This window comes from Endozoicomonas elysicola (assembly GCF_000710775.1).
GTDB lineage: Bacteria > Pseudomonadota > Gammaproteobacteria > Pseudomonadales > Endozoicomonadaceae > Endozoicomonas > Endozoicomonas elysicola.
The window spans coordinates 5289842-5307289 of the sequence record NZ_JOJP01000001.1 but is presented as its reverse complement, the minus strand read 5'-3'; the positions used below and the strand labels follow the sequence as shown (position 1 = coordinate 5307289).

General features: G+C 44.1%; 15 protein-coding genes. 2 read left to right on the top strand and 13 right to left on the bottom strand.

Going from position 1 to position 17448, the window contains the following annotated elements; translation table 11 throughout:
• Window positions 1-28: 28 nt before the first annotated feature.
• The gene (locus GV64_RS26020) at window positions 29-505 is read right to left on the bottom strand and encodes a hypothetical protein (protein ID WP_020581817.1); all 477 of its coding nucleotides are present in this window, start codon (window positions 503-505) and stop codon (window positions 29-31) included.
• A 295-nt stretch (window positions 506-800) separates the two neighbouring features.
• Window positions 801-2453, bottom strand: coding sequence for a glucose-6-phosphate isomerase (gene pgi, locus GV64_RS22370; RefSeq protein ID WP_020581816.1), 1653 nt, complete (start codon window positions 2451-2453; stop codon window positions 801-803).
• 315 nt (window positions 2454-2768) lie between these two features.
• On the opposite strand from pgi, the gene GV64_RS22365 reads away from it, so the two are divergent.
• Entirely contained in the window at window positions 2769-4109 is a 1341-nt protein-coding gene (locus GV64_RS22365; RefSeq protein WP_020581815.1) for an ankyrin repeat domain-containing protein, read from the top strand.
• Window positions 4110-4187: 78 nt separating this feature from the next.
• On the opposite strand, the gene GV64_RS22360 is transcribed toward GV64_RS22365, so the two are convergent.
• The 6 genes from GV64_RS22360 to GV64_RS22335 form a co-directional block, all read right to left on the bottom strand.
• Window positions 4188-5561 carry a hypothetical protein gene (locus tag GV64_RS22360; RefSeq protein ID WP_152554161.1) on the bottom strand — a complete coding sequence of 458 codons (1374 nt, stop codon included), beginning with the start codon at window positions 5559-5561 and terminating at the stop codon, window positions 4188-4190.
• Window positions 5562-5851: 290 nt separating this feature from the next.
• Window positions 5852-6703, bottom strand: coding sequence for a pantoate--beta-alanine ligase (panC, locus tag GV64_RS22355; RefSeq protein ID WP_020581813.1), 852 nt, complete (start codon window positions 6701-6703; stop codon window positions 5852-5854).
• A 13-nt stretch (window positions 6704-6716) separates the two neighbouring features.
• Window positions 6717-7511 carry a 3-methyl-2-oxobutanoate hydroxymethyltransferase gene (panB, locus tag GV64_RS22350; RefSeq protein ID WP_020581812.1) on the bottom strand — a complete coding sequence of 265 codons (795 nt, stop codon included), beginning with the start codon at window positions 7509-7511 and terminating at the stop codon, window positions 6717-6719.
• A gap of 112 nt (window positions 7512-7623) precedes the next feature.
• The gene (folK, locus tag GV64_RS22345; protein ID WP_020581811.1) at window positions 7624-8124 is read right to left on the bottom strand and encodes a 2-amino-4-hydroxy-6-hydroxymethyldihydropteridine diphosphokinase; all 501 of its coding nucleotides are present in this window, start codon (window positions 8122-8124) and stop codon (window positions 7624-7626) included.
• Window positions 8124-9578 carry a polynucleotide adenylyltransferase PcnB gene (gene pcnB, locus GV64_RS22340; protein WP_020581810.1) on the bottom strand — a complete coding sequence of 485 codons (1455 nt, stop codon included), beginning with the start codon at window positions 9576-9578 and terminating at the stop codon, window positions 8124-8126. The genes folK and pcnB overlap by 1 nt, the downstream gene beginning before the upstream one ends.
• A gap of 127 nt (window positions 9579-9705) precedes the next feature.
• Window positions 9706-10917, bottom strand: coding sequence for a retropepsin-like aspartic protease (locus GV64_RS22335; protein ID WP_152554160.1), 1212 nt, complete (start codon window positions 10915-10917; stop codon window positions 9706-9708).
• A gap of 153 nt (window positions 10918-11070) precedes the next feature.
• On the opposite strand from GV64_RS22335, the gene elbB reads away from it, so the two are divergent.
• Window positions 11071-11739, top strand: coding sequence for an isoprenoid biosynthesis glyoxalase ElbB (gene elbB, locus GV64_RS22330; RefSeq protein WP_020581808.1), 669 nt, complete (start codon window positions 11071-11073; stop codon window positions 11737-11739).
• A gap of 457 nt (window positions 11740-12196) precedes the next feature.
• Here the strand turns inward: elbB and GV64_RS22325 are convergent, their stop codons facing one another.
• The 5 genes from GV64_RS22325 to GV64_RS22305 all read right to left on the bottom strand — a co-directional run bounded on the left by GV64_RS22325 (window position 12197) and on the right by GV64_RS22305 (window position 17402).
• The gene (locus tag GV64_RS22325; protein WP_020581807.1) at window positions 12197-13822 is read right to left on the bottom strand and encodes an AarF/UbiB family protein; all 1626 of its coding nucleotides are present in this window, start codon (window positions 13820-13822) and stop codon (window positions 12197-12199) included.
• Window positions 13823-14096: 274 nt separating this feature from the next.
• On the bottom strand, window positions 14097-15248 hold the full coding sequence (gene mltA, locus GV64_RS22320; protein WP_020581806.1) for a murein transglycosylase A: 1152 nt from the start codon (window positions 15246-15248) through the stop codon (window positions 14097-14099).
• A gap of 116 nt (window positions 15249-15364) precedes the next feature.
• Window positions 15365-15880 carry a non-heme ferritin gene (gene ftnA, locus GV64_RS22315; RefSeq protein WP_020581805.1) on the bottom strand — a complete coding sequence of 172 codons (516 nt, stop codon included), beginning with the start codon at window positions 15878-15880 and terminating at the stop codon, window positions 15365-15367.
• 289 nt (window positions 15881-16169) lie between these two features.
• Window positions 16170-16490, bottom strand: a complete 321-nt coding sequence (locus GV64_RS22310) for a 2Fe-2S iron-sulfur cluster-binding protein (RefSeq protein ID WP_020581804.1) — start codon at window positions 16488-16490, stop codon at window positions 16170-16172.
• 288 nt (window positions 16491-16778) lie between these two features.
• Window positions 16779-17402 carry a 1-acyl-sn-glycerol-3-phosphate acyltransferase gene (locus GV64_RS22305; RefSeq protein ID WP_020581803.1) on the bottom strand — a complete coding sequence of 208 codons (624 nt, stop codon included), beginning with the start codon at window positions 17400-17402 and terminating at the stop codon, window positions 16779-16781.
• Window positions 17403-17448 lie beyond the last annotated feature (46 nt).

Sequence of the window (17448 nt, the reverse complement as noted above, 5' to 3'; positions counted from 1 at the left end):
TATTCTTAACTCAGTCCTTATGTCGTGGTTAGGTATGTGCCGGTTCCAAAGGATTGCTGGTTGTATTTTCATAAGGAGGTGGAGAGAGGTTATCTCTTTCCACTTTATATGATGGTAGTGCTATAGGTGTATATCTTGGAGGAAACTCCCCTCTCTCATTTGGCATCACGAAACCATTCGATGCGTATTCTCTTTGAGATGCTGGTGCAACTTCATCATAAGCAGGGGGGCGTTCTGAATTATACCTGATAGTAATATTGGTTCTGGGGCTCACTGGCTGTATATACCATGAGCAAAGATGCCTTGTTTCTTTTGCAAAATACGAATTTGGGTGCTGACGGATCAGGTTTTTTGTCTGTTCTGTGATGGTTACTTTATATTTGCCAAACAATGCCTTGAGACCAGCGCCAAATGCCTTGAGTGCTCTACAGGGAAGCATTGATTTTGAATTAGTTAGCCAGCTGTGGGAGCAGGCTGCTTTGAAGTGTAAAGATATATCAGGCATGAGAATCCTCCTTGAATTTCAATGGGTTATTTATATCTTCCATGAATAAATTATTCGTTGATATTCCATTACATGTAATCAGAACCGATTAATTTCATGTAATTACTAATTGAGACTGTTTTCTTGGAATTTAGTTCCATATTTTCTAGGGTAAGAGGCGAAAATATTATGAGGGCAGGTTAGCCTTATGGGGCGTAGAATGAATGATTATTTCTTTTAAAACAGCAGATTAGGTATTGTTTGATTGAAAAGTCAGATGCCTGAAACTATGTTGCTCCAGACATCTGAAAGGGTTTTAGTGATTAAATTGTTTAAAACGCTTGATCAGGCCGTTGGTGGAGCTGTCCTGGTCAGTAGTTTCTTCTTTAGAGCGAATCTTCTCGATCAGACGATCACCCAGGACCTTGCCAAGTTCAACACCCCATTGGTCGAAAGAGTTAATCTGCCAGATGGTACCCTGCACAAAGACCTTATGCTCATACATGGCAATCAGGGCGCCGGTGGTCTCCGGTGTAATCTTCTCAGGAACAATCATGCTGTTAGGGCGATTCCCCGGAATCACCTTATGCGCAGCCAGTTGCTCAACCTCTTCAGTGCCCATGCCTGAAGCAGAAAGCTCATCCCTGACTTCTTCCAGTGTTTTACCCTGCATCATGGCCTGACTTTGTGCCAGTGCATTGGTGAATAGCCATGGGTGCTGTTCGCCAATGGGGTTATGGGTTGTGGCTGGTGCAATGAAGTCTACTGGAATCAGTCGTGTTCCCTGGTGCAGTAACTGATGGTAAGCATGCTGATCATTGGTGCCTGTTCCTCCCCAGATCACTGAGCCGGTCTGGTAAGGAACTGTACTGCCGTCTTTGCGGGTGCGTTTACCGTTACTTTCCATATCGACCTGTTGCAGATGACCAGGCAGATCACGCAGGAAATAGTCATACGAGATGACCGCATGGGACTCTGCACCCATAAAGTTCTGATACCAGACACCCAGCAGGCCAGCAATAACCGGCATGTTTTCTGCCAGAGGGGCACTGCTGAAGTGCTGGTCCATGGCTTCTGCACCCTTCAACAGGCGCTCAAAGTTGTCATAACCCACAACCATGGAAATCAACAGGCCGATGCTTGACCACAGGGAATAACGGCCGCCTACCCAATCCCACAGTGGAAGGGTGTTCTCCTGGGCGATACCAAATTGGTCAATAGCTTTCAGGTTGGTCGAGATGGCCATAAAGTGCTTGCGAATATCCTCCTCAGCACAACCTTTTTCAATCATCCAAGCTCTGGCAGCTTGTGCATTTTGCAGGGTTTCCAGCGTACTAAAGGATTTGGAAGCAACGATAAATAGCGTTGTTTCCGGGTCAATCTTACGCAGAACTTCAGACAATTCATTGGGGTCAATATTGGCCACAAAATGATGCTCAAACCCTTTAACATGGTAAGGCGTCATAGCATTAATGGCCGTTTTCAACCCAAGGTAGGAACCACCGATACCGATATTGACGATGTGTTTGATTGGCTTACCGGTATGACCCAGCCACTGGCCAGAGTGAACCTGCTCGGTCATGACCTTCATTCGGGCTCGGGTCTCACGGATCATGGGCATAATGTCTTCACCATCCACCATAACCGGAGCATCACCAAAACTTCTCAGTGCTGTATGAAGCACTGCGCGTTTTTCTGTGTAATTGATCTTTTTACCGCTGAACATGGCTTCACGGGCATGCGTGAGGTTGGCCTGTTCCGCCAGATTAACCAGTGATGTCATTACATCGTCGTTAATCAGGTGCTTTGAGTAATCAAGAAACAGGCCCGCAGCTTCAAGGGTGTAACGTTCAAATCGACTGGGATCTTCAGCAAACAGGTTTCGCAGGTGGGTGTTTGCCATTTGCTGTTGCAGAGCAGCCAGATCTTTGGATGCGGGCAGGTGGTCCAGAGCAGTAGAGTTACTCACTGTCTTGCCTCATTAGATAAGGGTGGAAGGTAGGCTGGGTAAGCGAGGTGGAAAATATACCCTATATTGCAGGGGGAATGAAAATAATAAGCATAATTCAAGTCAAGCTTTTGGTGTTTATATATAGCTGTTTTTTTTGTTATTCATGGTTTGCTTTTGTTTTATTCTGTCATTCTGAAAAAAATTTATTTTCACATGAAATTGCTATTATTAATATTTTCAAATGGAATAGGCCCCAATCTATAGGGCTGATCTTATAATTTTTGATTTTGGAGCGATTCCTAATATTTGTGATTTATAATTACAGGAGTTTTTATGGAATCAATAAGTTCTATAAGTAGTCATGGTTCTAGTGTTGTAAATAATAAATGTAAGGAGGACAGAACCTCAGCAGATAAAAGAATTCAAGCCATTGACGATGGTAAAGTTAGAAAGAAAGTGCCATCAGAAATCGATGGAACTAAATTAAAAGAATCAGGGTGTTCAGATATTGGATTAAAGCGATGTCATAGTATTGTCGGTGGGGAGCATTCTTCAGGAGAAGTATCAAGAAAAATTCCTAGAGTAGAACAAAAAAGTGCGATGTTAATGGGTAATGGTTCGGTAGAACCTGCTTCAGTTCATGTTATTCCAGATGTTTTAATAAGTGAAAAGACAGGATGTCATGGTCTGGAAATATTTAGTCAAGAGCAAATTGAGCCCCCTGCTATTAAAGCTATCAATGAAAAAAAATACGATCAGATTTGTGTGGAACTTGAGAATGGTTTTGACCCTAATGAATGTTCTTATCATGGTTGTTATCCCTTGCATTGGGTTGCAGAACAGGGAGATGAACAAATGTTAAATATTTTTTGTAATAGGGTTCATGGTTTAGATATGGATATTCGGGCAAAAGGTGGTGATACCCCTCTAATGATTGCTGTTAATAATAAATATATTAAATTTTCTCAGCTTCTAATCCAGAGTGGAGCTGATATAGATATGCTGGATTCAAACAGCTGTAATATTTTGTTTGGGGTCTTAAATTGGCCAAGAGATAAAATTTGTCCAGAAGGTCGGATTTCTCCGTTTATAAAAGATATTATCAAGCGTATGAGTTCTGAAGTGATTATGTCTCCACGTGATGTTGATGGGCAAACTATAATGCATGTGGCCGCCGATAGAGATGAGCCTGAAGTTCTTATTGAAATTCTTAAAAAAGATGGAATCAATTTTAACATAAGAGATTTTGATAATCGTTCACCTCTTCAAGATGCTTTTGATTCAGAAGCTTGGTATTTGGCAGGCTTATTGCTCGAAGCTGGTGCTTTAGATATCAATAAACGTCTAAAAAATGACTCTTTACCTCTAAAGGCTGCTGTTGAGGCTGGTGAATGGTTTGCGGCTGGTGAACTTATTAAATTAAGAGCAGATGGTGTCAATGAGCTTCTTGATAATGGAAATACTGTATTTATGCAAGCTATGTTGGAGGACGAATGTGATTGCACAGAACATATTGCTGCGAATGGCTATGTGGATTTGGGGAAAATATTTGGAAATGGGAAAACACATCGTCAGCTCGTGTGGGATGCTTTTGAAGAACTAAGAGATGAACTTGAAGAGGGCAGTTTTACTCCTCAGGATGTTTGCAATGTATTAAGAAGTGATGATTCTTAAACTATTTTAATTGAAGGTGGTACTTACTCACCTTCGTATGTGAATTTCAGTCCTGCTGACTTATGTGGATTTGGGTTTTTAGCGATCTTGATTAATTTCGGTATTTAGCAAACTTATATCTTCTAAATTTTGCTGTCCTTGTACAGCTATAGCAGTAATCCTGAGTCGGCTTTGGTTGTACTTGTCTTTTTGATTAGGGTCTTTTTCCAGTTGAGCAACTTCTTTTTCAGAGGATTCTATTTCTTTTTTAATATTACTTTGCTGTTTAGATAGTGCGCTGGAAATTTTTTCTAAATCTTCTGCTGGTAGAGTTTTCAGAATTGTCTCGCTGCCTTTTATAGATCCACCATTCTCTATAAAAGTAATTGCTGTATCAATATTTCCAGACGACAATGCAAAGCAGACAGGCGACTCTGGATAACACCACCAACCAGAACGATTGAGTTCACCAATATGAAGGTGATCAGTGATATATTCATCTCGCGAGCGGTCCTTGAAAACAGACAGAGCGTAAAAAGCTCTTGGTTTCATCAGCTTTAACGCTTCATCCTGACATAGCATTTGGATGAACTCTGGGTAATCAGATTCTGCCAATGCATAAAGCAAGGGTTTACCATTGACATGCAGGTGATCCAGCTGCTCATGATAGGTGATTATATTAGATGGATTTTGCGTATTGTGTAATTTAGTAGACTCTATAAGGCCATGGAGTGCAGTTCTAAAACTTACTTGATCTCGCTGCTTGATGGCTTCTGAAACTTTTTGAGCGCAATCACTTAAACCATGCTTTCTATTAATAATTGTGCTGCTAAATGTTGATAAACCTTTCGTGATTTTCCAGTCACTTTTACCTTTTAGTTTTGTCTCTTTGGTTGGTCTTAACTGGTTTTGTTCAGTTTTGGTCTCTGTGGGTTCAGAGTCTTTGGCTGCTTCTGAGGTGGACATTTGCTGTTGAACTTTTTCACCTGTTTCACGATCAACAACGGTATCTTCTACGACTGAATAACCCATTGCTTCATCTTGCACTGGTTGCTGTTCTTTAAATAATTCCAAATCTGATTCAAGATCATCAGTGTCATCGCTATGGGGCATCAATCCATTTTGATGAATAGCTTCATGACTATGCATATGAAGCATGTTCTTAGATTGTGGTAAAAACTTCAATTGGCCTGGGAGCTGGCGTTCATTAAATAGTGGGTTTGTTTTTATGTTGTGATCCCTAATTGAGCGTGAAGCAGGATTTTTGGAAGAGTTTGTTGATGGCCCCCTCAAACCTTTGGTTCCTGCATCTTTTTTTATGAGTGCTCTGATCTTATTTCTAAACCCTGGCTTGGCGGGGCTGACTTCAAACTTATTTCCAGATATTTCAAGCGTCTCACCAGATGATTCAGTATTATTTAATCGCTGGCTTTGATGCCGGCTATGATTGATGTCAGGCTGAAACTTGTCCACTGTTTTCTTCCTTGAAAAGTCTTCATTAATATTCAGCTTAAAAGTGGTCGCTCCCTTTGTCATATTTAGTGTTATTTTGAGAAATTAAGAGGGTTTAAACCTTCTTTTCAAGGTGTCATTTTTTTGGCTTTTGTAGCTATGCTCGTGATAAATATAGAAAATTTTACTGGTGTTGTTGGCTATAGAAAACTGACGGCATAAAACCGCAGGAAGAGGCAAGTTTGATAGTGGGGTATTTGAATTTGTCGCTACTGGGCCAATCAAAGCACAGGCCCAGTAGTGATCAAGAATTAACGATTAAAATGGATGTTATCAATCAATCGTGCCTTGCCCAGATAGCCCGCAGCAAGAATCACCAATGACTCCTCATTATGAGTAGCTGGAAGCAATGTTTCGGGATTGCAGATATTAAAGTAATCCGGTTTGAAGCCAGCTTGAGCCATCTTTGCAAACGCATTTCTACGAAGGAGGTCAAAGTCGGTTTCACCAGCCTGAATAGCTTCCCGTGCCTCGCTCAGGCAGAGGTGCAGTGTTGGTGCAATTTCGCCACGCTCTTCCGGTGTCAGATAACCGTTGCGTGAGCTCATGGCCAGCCCAGTTGGTTCTCGGGCAATAGGAGCGCCGAGAATTTCAACAGGCATAACCATGTCTTTCACCATTTTGCGAATGATGGTCAGCTGTTGGAAATCTTTCTCACCAAACACCGCAATATCAGGGCGAACAATGTTAAACAGTTTGGTGACTACCGTTGCAATGCCCCGGAAGAAGCCAGGTCGGGTGTTCCCACAGTGCATACCGTCGAGAATATCAACACTGATATGGGTATGGTTTTCACTGCCTTCCGGATAGATTTCATTAGTGCTGGCCGCATAGAGCAGGTCTACACCATGATCCATCAGCAGTTGCTGGTCCTGTTCCATGGTCCGTGGGTACGAGTCATAGTCCTCATTCGGACCAAACTGCAATGGGTTCACATAAATGCTTACCACAACAAAGTCACAGCTTTTTTTTGCCTTCTCGACCAGCGTCAGGTGTCCACCATGCAAATTTCCCATGGTAGGAACAAAACCAATGCGCAGACTTTCAGATCTGCGGGCGCCAACGATATCCTGAACTTCAGCAATGGAGTGTACAGTTTGCATGGGTGCTATCCGTTTATTCGAATCCGTGTTCCTGGCCAGGGAATGTACCGTTCTTTACTTCTTTAACATAGGCAGCAACAGCATCCTGTGCAGAGCCACCTTCAGCCATGTAGTTCTTAACGAACTTTGGTTTGCGTCCTGCAGTCATGTTAAGCATGTCGTATATTACCAGCACTTGGCCGTCAGTATCCGCACCAGCACCAATGCCAATAACAGGAATCTGAACTGCACGGGTAATTTCTCTGGCGAGAACAGAAGGTACACACTCAAGTACAAGTACAGCAGCTCCAGCCTTCTCAAGCAGGATGGCTGCTTCAATCATGGCGTTGGCACGGGCTTCATCCCTTCCCTGTACCTTATAACCACCGAGCACATGGACAGACTGTGGTGTCAGGCCAAGATGAACACATGAAGGGATACCCTGCTCACGAAGACGGGTCACAATAGGTGCCAGCCAGGCTTCACCTTCCAGCTTGACGACTTCAGCACCCGCCTGCATAAGGCGCGTTGCGTTAGTCAGAGCCTGTTGTTCGTTGGTGTAGGAAGCGAAAGGCAGGTCTGCCATTAGCAGAGAGTCACCTGCTTTCATACTGACACAGCGGGTGTGATAACACATGTCGTCTACAGTAACGGGAACCGTACTGGTTTGTCCCTGACAGACATTGCCAAGGGAGTCACCAACCAGTATCACTTCAACGCCCTGGCTGCTGGCCAAGTGGGCCTGAGTGGAATCATAGGCAGTCAGGCTGGTGAATTTTTCACCCGCTTTTTTCATCTCGGACAGGATACTTAGGGTGACTTTAGCCATGGGTAAAGACCTTGATTAGTTGCTGCCGCGGATTATACGAGAAGTGTGAATGCTTGTCAGTTAAGGGCTTGGCGCAATGCCCAAGTTCCCAGGTTTTCAGAACCTGGGATTTTCAAACCCATGGGTAGCTATCTGCGATCACATTAAGCCCCTGGTAACCCAGCTCATCAACCATGGATTTCAACGCAGTGCCATCCGGAAGTTCAAGGTCAGGAGCGACATCCAGCAAAGGACAAAGCACAAAGTTGCGGACATGCATCTGATAGTGAGGAACGGTCAGTCTTTCTGATTCAATGGTATGGTTGCCAAACAGAATGATGTCCAGATCAAGAGTTCTTGGCCCCCAGCGGACAGAGCGAACTCGGCCGTGAGCTTTTTCTATGGACTGCAGAGCATCCAGTAATTGAACTGGCTTTAATGTTGTATTGACAGCGACAACTGCATTGCAGTAATCCGGCTGGCCCGGAGGGCCAACAGGATCACTGCGGTAGAGTCTGGAACAGGCAGAAACAGCTATATGTGGCGCACTGTCAATATTATCGACGGCTCTTTGCAGCTGAAGCTCTGGCTGCTCAAGGTTGCTACCCAGTGCCACATACGCGGTTTCTGCCATCAGGAATCTCCAGATTGGTTGTTAGACGCAGCGTCATCAGAGCGAGGCTTCCGCCTGCGCCGTCGACGTTTATTTCCCTGTTTTTTCTGCCCTCCATGGCTGGAAAGTGACTTGATCATGGCGTGACGACCATGTTCGTCTAATTCCTGTATTTCAGTCCACCATTGTCCTGCCGCAGACAGGTTTTCTCCAGACTGTTCTCTGAGCACCAGAAAGTCATAAGCGGCACGGAACTTGGGGTGTTCCAGCAATGACTCTATTAGTTTGGGTTGTCTGCGCTCAAGCCGAATCTGCAAATCCCAGATATCACGAACCATCATCGAGAAACGGCGGGGAATGGCTGTGTGGTTACACTGATTGGTGATGACCGTCATGGATGCCTGTTGGAATGCCGGAACGGGGGGCATTCCTTGATCTATAAGCTCCTTGGCCAGTCGCCTCATGGGAGGCCACAAGAGAGCGGCAAAGAGAAATGCCGGGGTTACCGGTCGATTCTGCTTGACTCTTCTGTCCGTACTTTTCAGTGATTCAATAATCAGGGCGTAAACGTGTTTATCCTGCTCGTTCAGTGCCTCATTAAGAGCGTGATCCGTTGCCGGAAAGAGAGGCGCAAACAGTTGGTACTCTCGCAGCAGCTCAAAAGTTTTTACACCATGGCCTGACTGCAGTAACTTCAATACTTCATCAAACAAACGCGCCGATGGAATGTCTCGCAGTAATTGTCCCAGTTCATTGATTGGCTGCTCTGTTTCTGGTGCCATGGTGAAGTTGAGTTTGGCTGCAAAACGCACCGCACGAAGCATGCGAACAGGATCTTCATGATAACGGGTAACCGGATCTCCAATCAGCCGGAGAGTACCGGTACGGATGTCTTCAACACCATTGCAGAAGTCAACTACACTGAAGTCCCGGCCATCGTAATAGAGTGCATTGACGGTGAAATCCCGGCGCATGGCATCGTCTTCCATGGTGCCATAGACATTATCCCTGAGGATTCTTCCTGAATCGGAGTGACGGGATTTCTCCTGGCCATGGTGCTGCTCATGGTTAGCCCGAAAGGTGGCTACCTCGATCATGTCACGACCAAAGAGGACATGGACCAATTTGAAGCGTCGGCCTATCAGTCTCGAATTACGAAACAGTCTACGAACATCCTCTGGGCTGGCATTGGTTGCAACATCAAAGTCTTTTGGGTGAAGGTCAAGATACAGGTCTCGAATACACCCTCCCACCAAGTAGGCTTCATAGCCCTGACTATTCAGCCGGTTAATGACCTTCAGGGCATTATCACTGATATTGCGACGTGAAACCGGATGCTTATCCCTTGGGATAATGGTTTTCTCAGGATCAAGGATGGGCTGAGAACGTTTTGTCTGATTTCTGTTGCGCATGAGCCAGAAAATAAGTGTGCCTCCAAGCACCATGACAGCAATCGCTGTTGTATAACTGAACATTCCGGTGCCTGGCATCATAAGTCTTGCATAAGTTGCATAGAAAGTGGGTTACCGTGGTTGTTTGTGACTCTTGACCTAAAGGGTAGGTACATGAGGATCAAGCTTATGATAGCACCAGTCTGATGCTTCACTCCATTTGTCTTGGCATTAGTGATAGCTGATACAGGTTTTGATCAATGAAAAAGTTGAAATGATTAAGGACATTCATACCAAGTAAACCATCAATATTTTGATCAATGGGACCAAATTCAGCGGCTTCCAGGTTGCTGACAAGGAAGTCCCCGATTTTGAACTGATCAAGACGGTACAGCGGTGTTCGGTGGATACCCGTGGCGGTTGTCAGGTCTATATATCCGATTTTTCTGGCCTGCTTTTTCTGTTGTAACTCCGCAAGAATACGGTGTGGCAGGGTTGTGAGGCTAGCTCCGGTATCGATAAGCAGGCGAGCTCTGTGTTGATTACCCGCCAGGGTGTCGACAGCCAAGTGTCCTCCGGATCCAGATAATGGAACGATTGTTTTTTCATTCTCAGAGTCTTCGCTGATGGGGGTTGGTAACAATTGGGCTAAAAGCTGGCTGGCTTGCTCATTGAGTTCATCATCCATTTGTAAAATGAGTAATTCCCGGGTCGCGCTCTCGGTATCATTGAGCATAAGGTAGCTTTCGGCCAGAGCCAGCCGGTACAAACTGTAATCTGGCTCCAGATAACTCAACCGTAGGAATATTGGGATAAGACCTTCAAGGTCTGGAAGCCCCTTGCTCTCTTCATATAGAGAGCGGGCCATTTGATGGATTTTTTCATCAAACCATCGTATTTCTTCCTTGGCATAGCTGTAGGATCTGGCATTTGTATAGACCTCCAGGGCCTTGGAGAACTGGCTTTCAGCAATATAGCAGGTAGCTAGTTCACTGAGCAGTTCAGTGTCCTGATAATGGTGTTGTGTAAAAAACTCCAGAATTGAAATAGCTTGTTCAGGATTATTGTTATTATGGTAGTGGCGAACCTTATTAATTAGTTCATGGTGAAGCTCTGCTGCCATATCTGAATGAAACTTCTCATGATGCTGAAAAATGATTAAAGCGTCATCAAGCTGCTCTGAGTCAAGGGCCTGCATAAATTCGGAACGTATCTTCTGATGAGTTGTTTTAATTTCGGCAAGAGATGGTTCGGTAGTACTTGTTGCAATTGTATGATCACTTAACGATTCGGCTTTATTATTCGGAGCTACTAGAAGTTCAAATTTATTCTGGTTATCTCTTAGCCACCACCCGAGGGGAAGACCAATCATTATTGAGAGGATACACAGGATTGGGGCTTGAAAACGATCTGCTAGATGCAAGATTGACTCCAAATTGATTTATTCGTGAGTTGAGTCGGGAGCTACTTTATAGAACACTCAAGGTTTATGAATAATCTCTGTTGAGGAACCGTTCCTTTTCAGGAAACCTTCTGTGCGATTTATTAATAAATGTATAGATAGGAGAATACGCTAATGAGTTCAAGTCATCAGAAGAAAGTCGCCGTTATCCTCTCTGGATGTGGTGTTTATGATGGTGCTGAAATCCATGAATCAGTACTGACGCTCCTGAATATTGAGCAACAGGGTGCAACGTATCAGTGCTTTGCTCCTGATATGAATCAGCATCATGTGATAAACCATTTAACGGGTGAAGAAACCGCAGAGCAGCGAAATGTTCTGGTTGAGGCAGCCAGAATTGCACGAGGTGATATCGAACCACTGGCTGCCCTGAAGGTTGCTGATTTTGATGCCCTGATTGTTCCGGGAGGCTTTGGTGCAGCAAAAAACCTGTCGGATTTTGCTTTCGAGGGAGCCGAACTGCGTGTACAGGTTGATATGATGGTTGCCGTTAAGGCTTTTGCCGAAGCAAGTAAGCCCGTTGGACTTATCTGTATTGCGCCGGTAATGGTTGGGCGTATTTTTGGGGAAGGTGTTATCGCTACCATTGGTAATGACGCTGCTACTGCCGAAGCGATGGAGCAAACCGGGATCACACATCAAACCTGTGCAGTTGATGATATTGTGGTGGATGAGTCGCACAGGCTGGTTACAACACCGGCGTATATGCTGGCACAAAACATCAGTGAGGCTGCAGCAGGTATTAATAAGCTGGTAATTCAGGTGCTTGAAATGACAGGCTGATTGTAATCTTTACTTACTGAGGATGCTCTCAGGGGAAAAAATACGCTCAGAAATAGCATGTATTGAAAATTATCTCTTTACTGCCTCTGGTTCAGACTCGATCTGACCTTGGGCAGGTTATGCATATCCAGTCATATGAAATCACATATTCTGATTTATTGTTCAGGTATTCTTCGGCAGTTTCAGTTACAACGCTACGGTTATAATCCTGGCTCTTTACCCGTTTAAAAAACAAAAATATTCGATTCTGTATGACCAGATACTTATTTTCGAAGTGCAAGTAGTATCAAACGTCTAGATAGAGAGGTTTGATTGATTTACTCAGCTATATTGTGCTTCAAGTGTTTTAGTCAATTTATCTTGTGCAACTGTTTGTACTAGCTAATCGTGTTCTTTTATGGAGTGATTTTAGATTGCACTCCTATCGCTATTCTCTGGCAGTTGGAAAAACTTTATATTACTCAAGAATAACTCCTGCCCTGAAATGAGAGGCTATATAGCGTGTAAATGACGGCGGCAATTGAACACCTTCTGTCTGACAGATCGAACTTAACGTAGCTGAAGTAATAGATAGTATAAGAAGTTTGACAATATTCTGAACGTATGGTCTGTCAAGATTATTTTTTAATGCTTCCTTTTTTTCGGAAGTTAGAGCATTTGATTTATCTATAGCTGCCTTTGGATCCCTGAGTTTGATAAGCTTAGCTCTCAAGTTTTCTTTAAATTGCTGTTTGTCTTCTGCTGTATTTCGCTTATGACTGATTGCTATTTTGGCCCATAAAATATCTGTTAGTATTTCCAGGTTATTTTCATTTATCGGCTCAGAAGTAAAAGGGTTAGTCAAGCTACTGATTAAACGAACAACTTCAGGATAAAGCTGTCGTTGAGTATCGGAAAGAGAAATGCAGTTGCCAAAGTCGATAAACCACACATCAATGTTTCCACCTGACCTGAAACTTAGCATTATATTACCAGGATGGAGGTCACCATGAACGATCCCATGCTCTAAGGCCATTTCACGCCATTTATCTTTTGTCTGGCTATGGACTTGCTCTAATGCATGCAAAAAAGCATCATCATGAATCATGTGTGTACCAAAGCAGGTTTGATAGACTTGTGCTCGAAGTTGACGGTTGTCAGGGTTAGTTAATTTATTGAGTGTATGTCCATCATGAATTTTATCCATGATTAGCAAATTATCAGCTTCAACATCTTCAGTCAGACTTGGTACTTTGAATGTTAATGTTGTTGTTTGAGGTACCCAGTAAGTGTCAAGAGTTTCTGTATGATCAATTTTCTCCAGAGCCTCCTTGAACGTAGTAAGGTTATGTTTTTCTTCTGTGAGTTTACACTCTTCCATAAATGGATCAGTTAACTCTCTGATGGTTGTTTTAATCGTTTTTGGCATGAATAAAAAAAGCATTCTCATGGACTTGATGCCTGCCGCTATCTCATTAGCTTTCCAGTCCGGAATTACTTTTGCTACATGTAAATGCTCATCTTTTTCAGCTTCAAAGCATGATCCAATCGTGCCAGTAGCAATGTGGCTTTTTACTGAATAAGACTGGCATCCAGACTTATCCAGGATTGATCTTGCAGCTCTTGCTGGTATTTCAGGGTTGTTATCTAAAACATCTCGAACAACGCCTCCGAACTTTTTACGCTCAGACTCAGTAGCACCAAGAAAATTTGCTAATCGGTTCAACAATTCTTCATCGGAACCAACAGATTGTAATACCTTGGAATAAGCAGGGCCGAGTTTTTGAAGATAGGATTTCAAGTGTTGGCTTGTAAATTCTACGCCAAAAACTTTATGTTTAACGACATAGTATCCAATCAATAATACTTTAGTTACTGCTCTGCAGAATATTGAAATATTCCTTGGAATACTTTTAATTGAGGACCATGCTCTACTTCCTAAACTTTTCTTCTCTTCTTTAAGGCTTGGGGCTTCCCCTTTATATTCACTGATTTTTTTCGCTAGGCATGTTGCTTCAGCATCAATATTAGAATTTGGGATAGCTTGAACTTGATGAGAATATATAGATATTGATTGTGGCTGGTATTGTACAGGGATGGCCATCTTTTCACCTTGGATTAGAATTATAATGTGTATTTATTCGATTGATTCGCAGTGGTGCAATAAGCTATTGGACTGTTTTTTTGCAATATCGTTCAACTTTCTTCATTGAGCAAGCTTGGACTTTGATTTGGAAGTAACCTGCTGAAAAATCATGCTAATTTAAGGTAATGTGCTGGGAATACGCTGGTTTTATTGGTGGGCATCAAGCTTATTAACATGACATAAGCCAGAGTATGAGACGGGCTTATGTCATGGAGGTATTCAAGCATCTAAGCTATCGGGGAATCAGTACATACAGCTTGCCAGGTTCCTGTTGCGGTCCTGCCAGAAGAGCTGCATCTTTGCCAAAACCCATGTAGATATCACCTCGAGCGGGGCCTTTTATAGCGCTGCCGGTATCCTGGGCAACCATCATCTGTTGGAACTTCTCTCCAGTAGCGGTGAGGCGGGTATCAAGCCATACTGGCAATCCAAGAGGGATATAGGATGGGTCGACAGCCAGCGTTCTTCTACTGTTAGCAGGAACTCCCTGAGCGGTTATAGCACCTTCATCAGAGAAACTGAAAAAGATGTAGCGAGGGTTCTGGGTGAGTAGCCACTCTTTTTGGTCAGGATTTTGCTCCAGCCATGTCTGAATGGTTTGCATGGAAACGTCTTCAAGCTCTCCTTTCTGTTTAAGTATTTTTCCAATGGCTACATAGTTGTGACCGTTGTTGCCGGCATAACCTACATGAATTATTTTCCCATCAGGCAATTCTATGTTGCCTGAGCCCTGAACCTGCAGGAAGAATTTGTCCACTGTACTGTTCAGCCATAACAGCACATCACTATCTTTTGGCGTCTGTTGATCGATCTCTGCCCGACTGCCATAGGGTTTCAGAAAACCTTTCTCGACTCGGCCAACCAATCCCTGACCACTGAGCCCAAAGTCGGCAAGACGGACTTTGACCAGGTCATGAGGGAGTTTCAAAAGAGGCACAGAATACTCTTCAGAAGGGGTAACATTGCCCGGAATAACGGGTGAGTAGTAGGCGGTAAATAAGCCTCTATCTTGAGGGGAGAGCCTTACCGGTACGAAGTTTTGCTCGAAAAAGGCTTTTAGCTGACGGTCTGGAGTTTGCACCAGCTCTTTACAGAGAGATTGCCACTGCTGGTAACTTCCCCAAGGGCTTTTTTCGGTCAGTACTGAACGATTCAGGCGTTGGCAGCTGTTGAGCAATGCAGGTCTGACGCCAATGGCCTGTTCCTGACTCCACCCTTCAAGATCGCTGAATTTAACTGGCTTCTGTTCTGGTGTTGTTGTTAATAACCCGCAACCACTGATCAGTAGAGTAAATAGGGCAGAGGCACATTTTACAATGTACCGGCTGACCGGGCGATGATGGCGGAACAGGGAGTATCTATGGTGCAGGTATGCAGAGATCACGTTAGCGCTTTCTGATCAGATGTGGGTGGTTAAATAGAGAACCAGACTTACTCCAAAAAGTCGAATAGAGTCTGGCTCTTTTTTGCAGCTGAGGATACTTCCCCCTCTGATGGCTGCTATAACGCCGAAGGTGCTGGCATCTCATTCATCAGTTTGGCTACTTCCTGATCAATATAATATAGACCTTTGTGTTCCATACCGATCATATCAATTTTATCGAGGATGGACTTAAACAGCTTCTCTTCTTCATGCTGTTCGGCAACGTACCACTGCAGGAAATTGAACGTTGAGTAGTCTTGCTCGGTAAATGCGGTATGGGCCAGGGCGTTGATTTTTTGGGTTACTGTGCATTCATGCTCGTAAGTTGCCAGAAAGACATCACGCACAGAAGAGAATTCGTGGGGCGGGGCATCGATACCACCCAGAATGGCCATGGCTCCGGTCTCGTTTACATAGTCGAAGAGCTTTTGCATGTGCTCCATTTCTTCACGAGCGTGACGGCGAAGAAAGTGGTTACAACCGTCCAGCCCCTGACTTTCGCACCAGGATGCCATTTGCAGATACAGATTTGAAGAATAGAACTCCAGATTAATCTGTTCATTCAGTTTGTCGATCATGGTTTGGCTGAGCATGGGAGACTCCTGACATTTTTCGATATTTGAGTGGTTATACCTGTCGCCTTTGAAGTCGCTACTTTGCGGCTACGTGTTCTCTATCGAGTCACCTAGCCTTCTGAGGCATCACTTACTTGCCGCCGCATAGCAACTCCAGGCGTTGTGGGTATAGGGCTCATGAGGATTCGCAGTTAAAAACGAAAGCAGTCATTCAGACTGATTACGAATAATTATCAATAACCTTATTATATATCTGGTCTTTGTGGGGGATTGTAACCCATAGTTCACTTCTATGGGCTATAGGAATTTAATATTGAGACTCAGGTAGGTGAACAATCAGGCCTTCCATCTCATCAGTCACGGTAATCTGGCAGCTTAGCCTGCTGTTTTCTTTTGGCTCACGGACAACATCCAGCATTTCATGCTCGATGCCTTCAGCAGGGCCCACAATGTCTACCCAAGCATCGTCAATATAGCAGTGACAGGTTGCACAGGAGCAGGCGCCGCCACATTCGGCCAGAATACCATCAATCATATTATCAACCGCACCCTGCATTAGCGTGCTTCCTGTATCAATTTCTGCTTCGTATTGATTGCCATCATGGGTAATGAATTGAATCAGCGGCATGGGAATCCTTCACTGTCTTTTTTATTGTTGCTTCACTCTATCGAACCCGTCTGTTCATGAAAAGCGGTAATGAAAGCCTTAGGTTCTGTTGACATAAGGTTCCTTTCTCAGCTCAAGCCAGAATACCTCTGACCAAGCGCAAGGACGCAGGAATACCGATGTCTTTCAAGTTCTTGCAACAACGGCAGAAGCACTTTGGCTACGCGCCCCGCTGAGTTTGGAAACTTATGTCAAGAGAACCTAAAGAAAAGGGAGTGGAATGTCACTCCCATGAGGTGTTAGGGTAATTTACTTACTGTAAATGCCCGGTGTATCAAATGGCCCGTTGCAACCCAGTTCCGAGTGCTTACCAGGATGAGGAAGAAAGAACTCATGCATCTTGAGAAAGTCAGCGGGCAAATCGCCAAGCATGTTCATGGGGTTACCAATAATGACTTTTCTATCCCGGAAATCGAAGGCAATAGGTACAACAGGCACATTGGCTCCCCGGGCAATATGATAAAAGCCGGTTTTCCAGCGCTGAACTTTTGAACGAGTCCCTTCTGGCGCAATGACCAGCACGAAATGATCGCTCTTCTTGATCTCGTCGATCGCCTGGTCAACCCGGTTGATGGACTTGTCACGCTCAATTGGAATCCCACCGAGTCTGCGCATTAATATGCCCAGAGGCCAGAAAAACAGAGAGTGTTTGGCAAAAAAACGGACACGTATTCTGGTGATCAGTTTGACCGCAACGCCAACGACGAAGTCCCAGTTTGACGTATGATGGGCGACGATAATGACATATTTGTTAATACTTTCAGGCAGATTGCCCTCAATCCTCCACCCGCCAAGCAGCCAGAGAACAAAGCGCCCGAGAGTAATCTTGAATGGGTTTCGGGGAAGATAGTTGTCGTGAATTGATGATTGCATGGTAATAAAGTGTCATGTACTAAAATACTCAGACCTGATTATACCT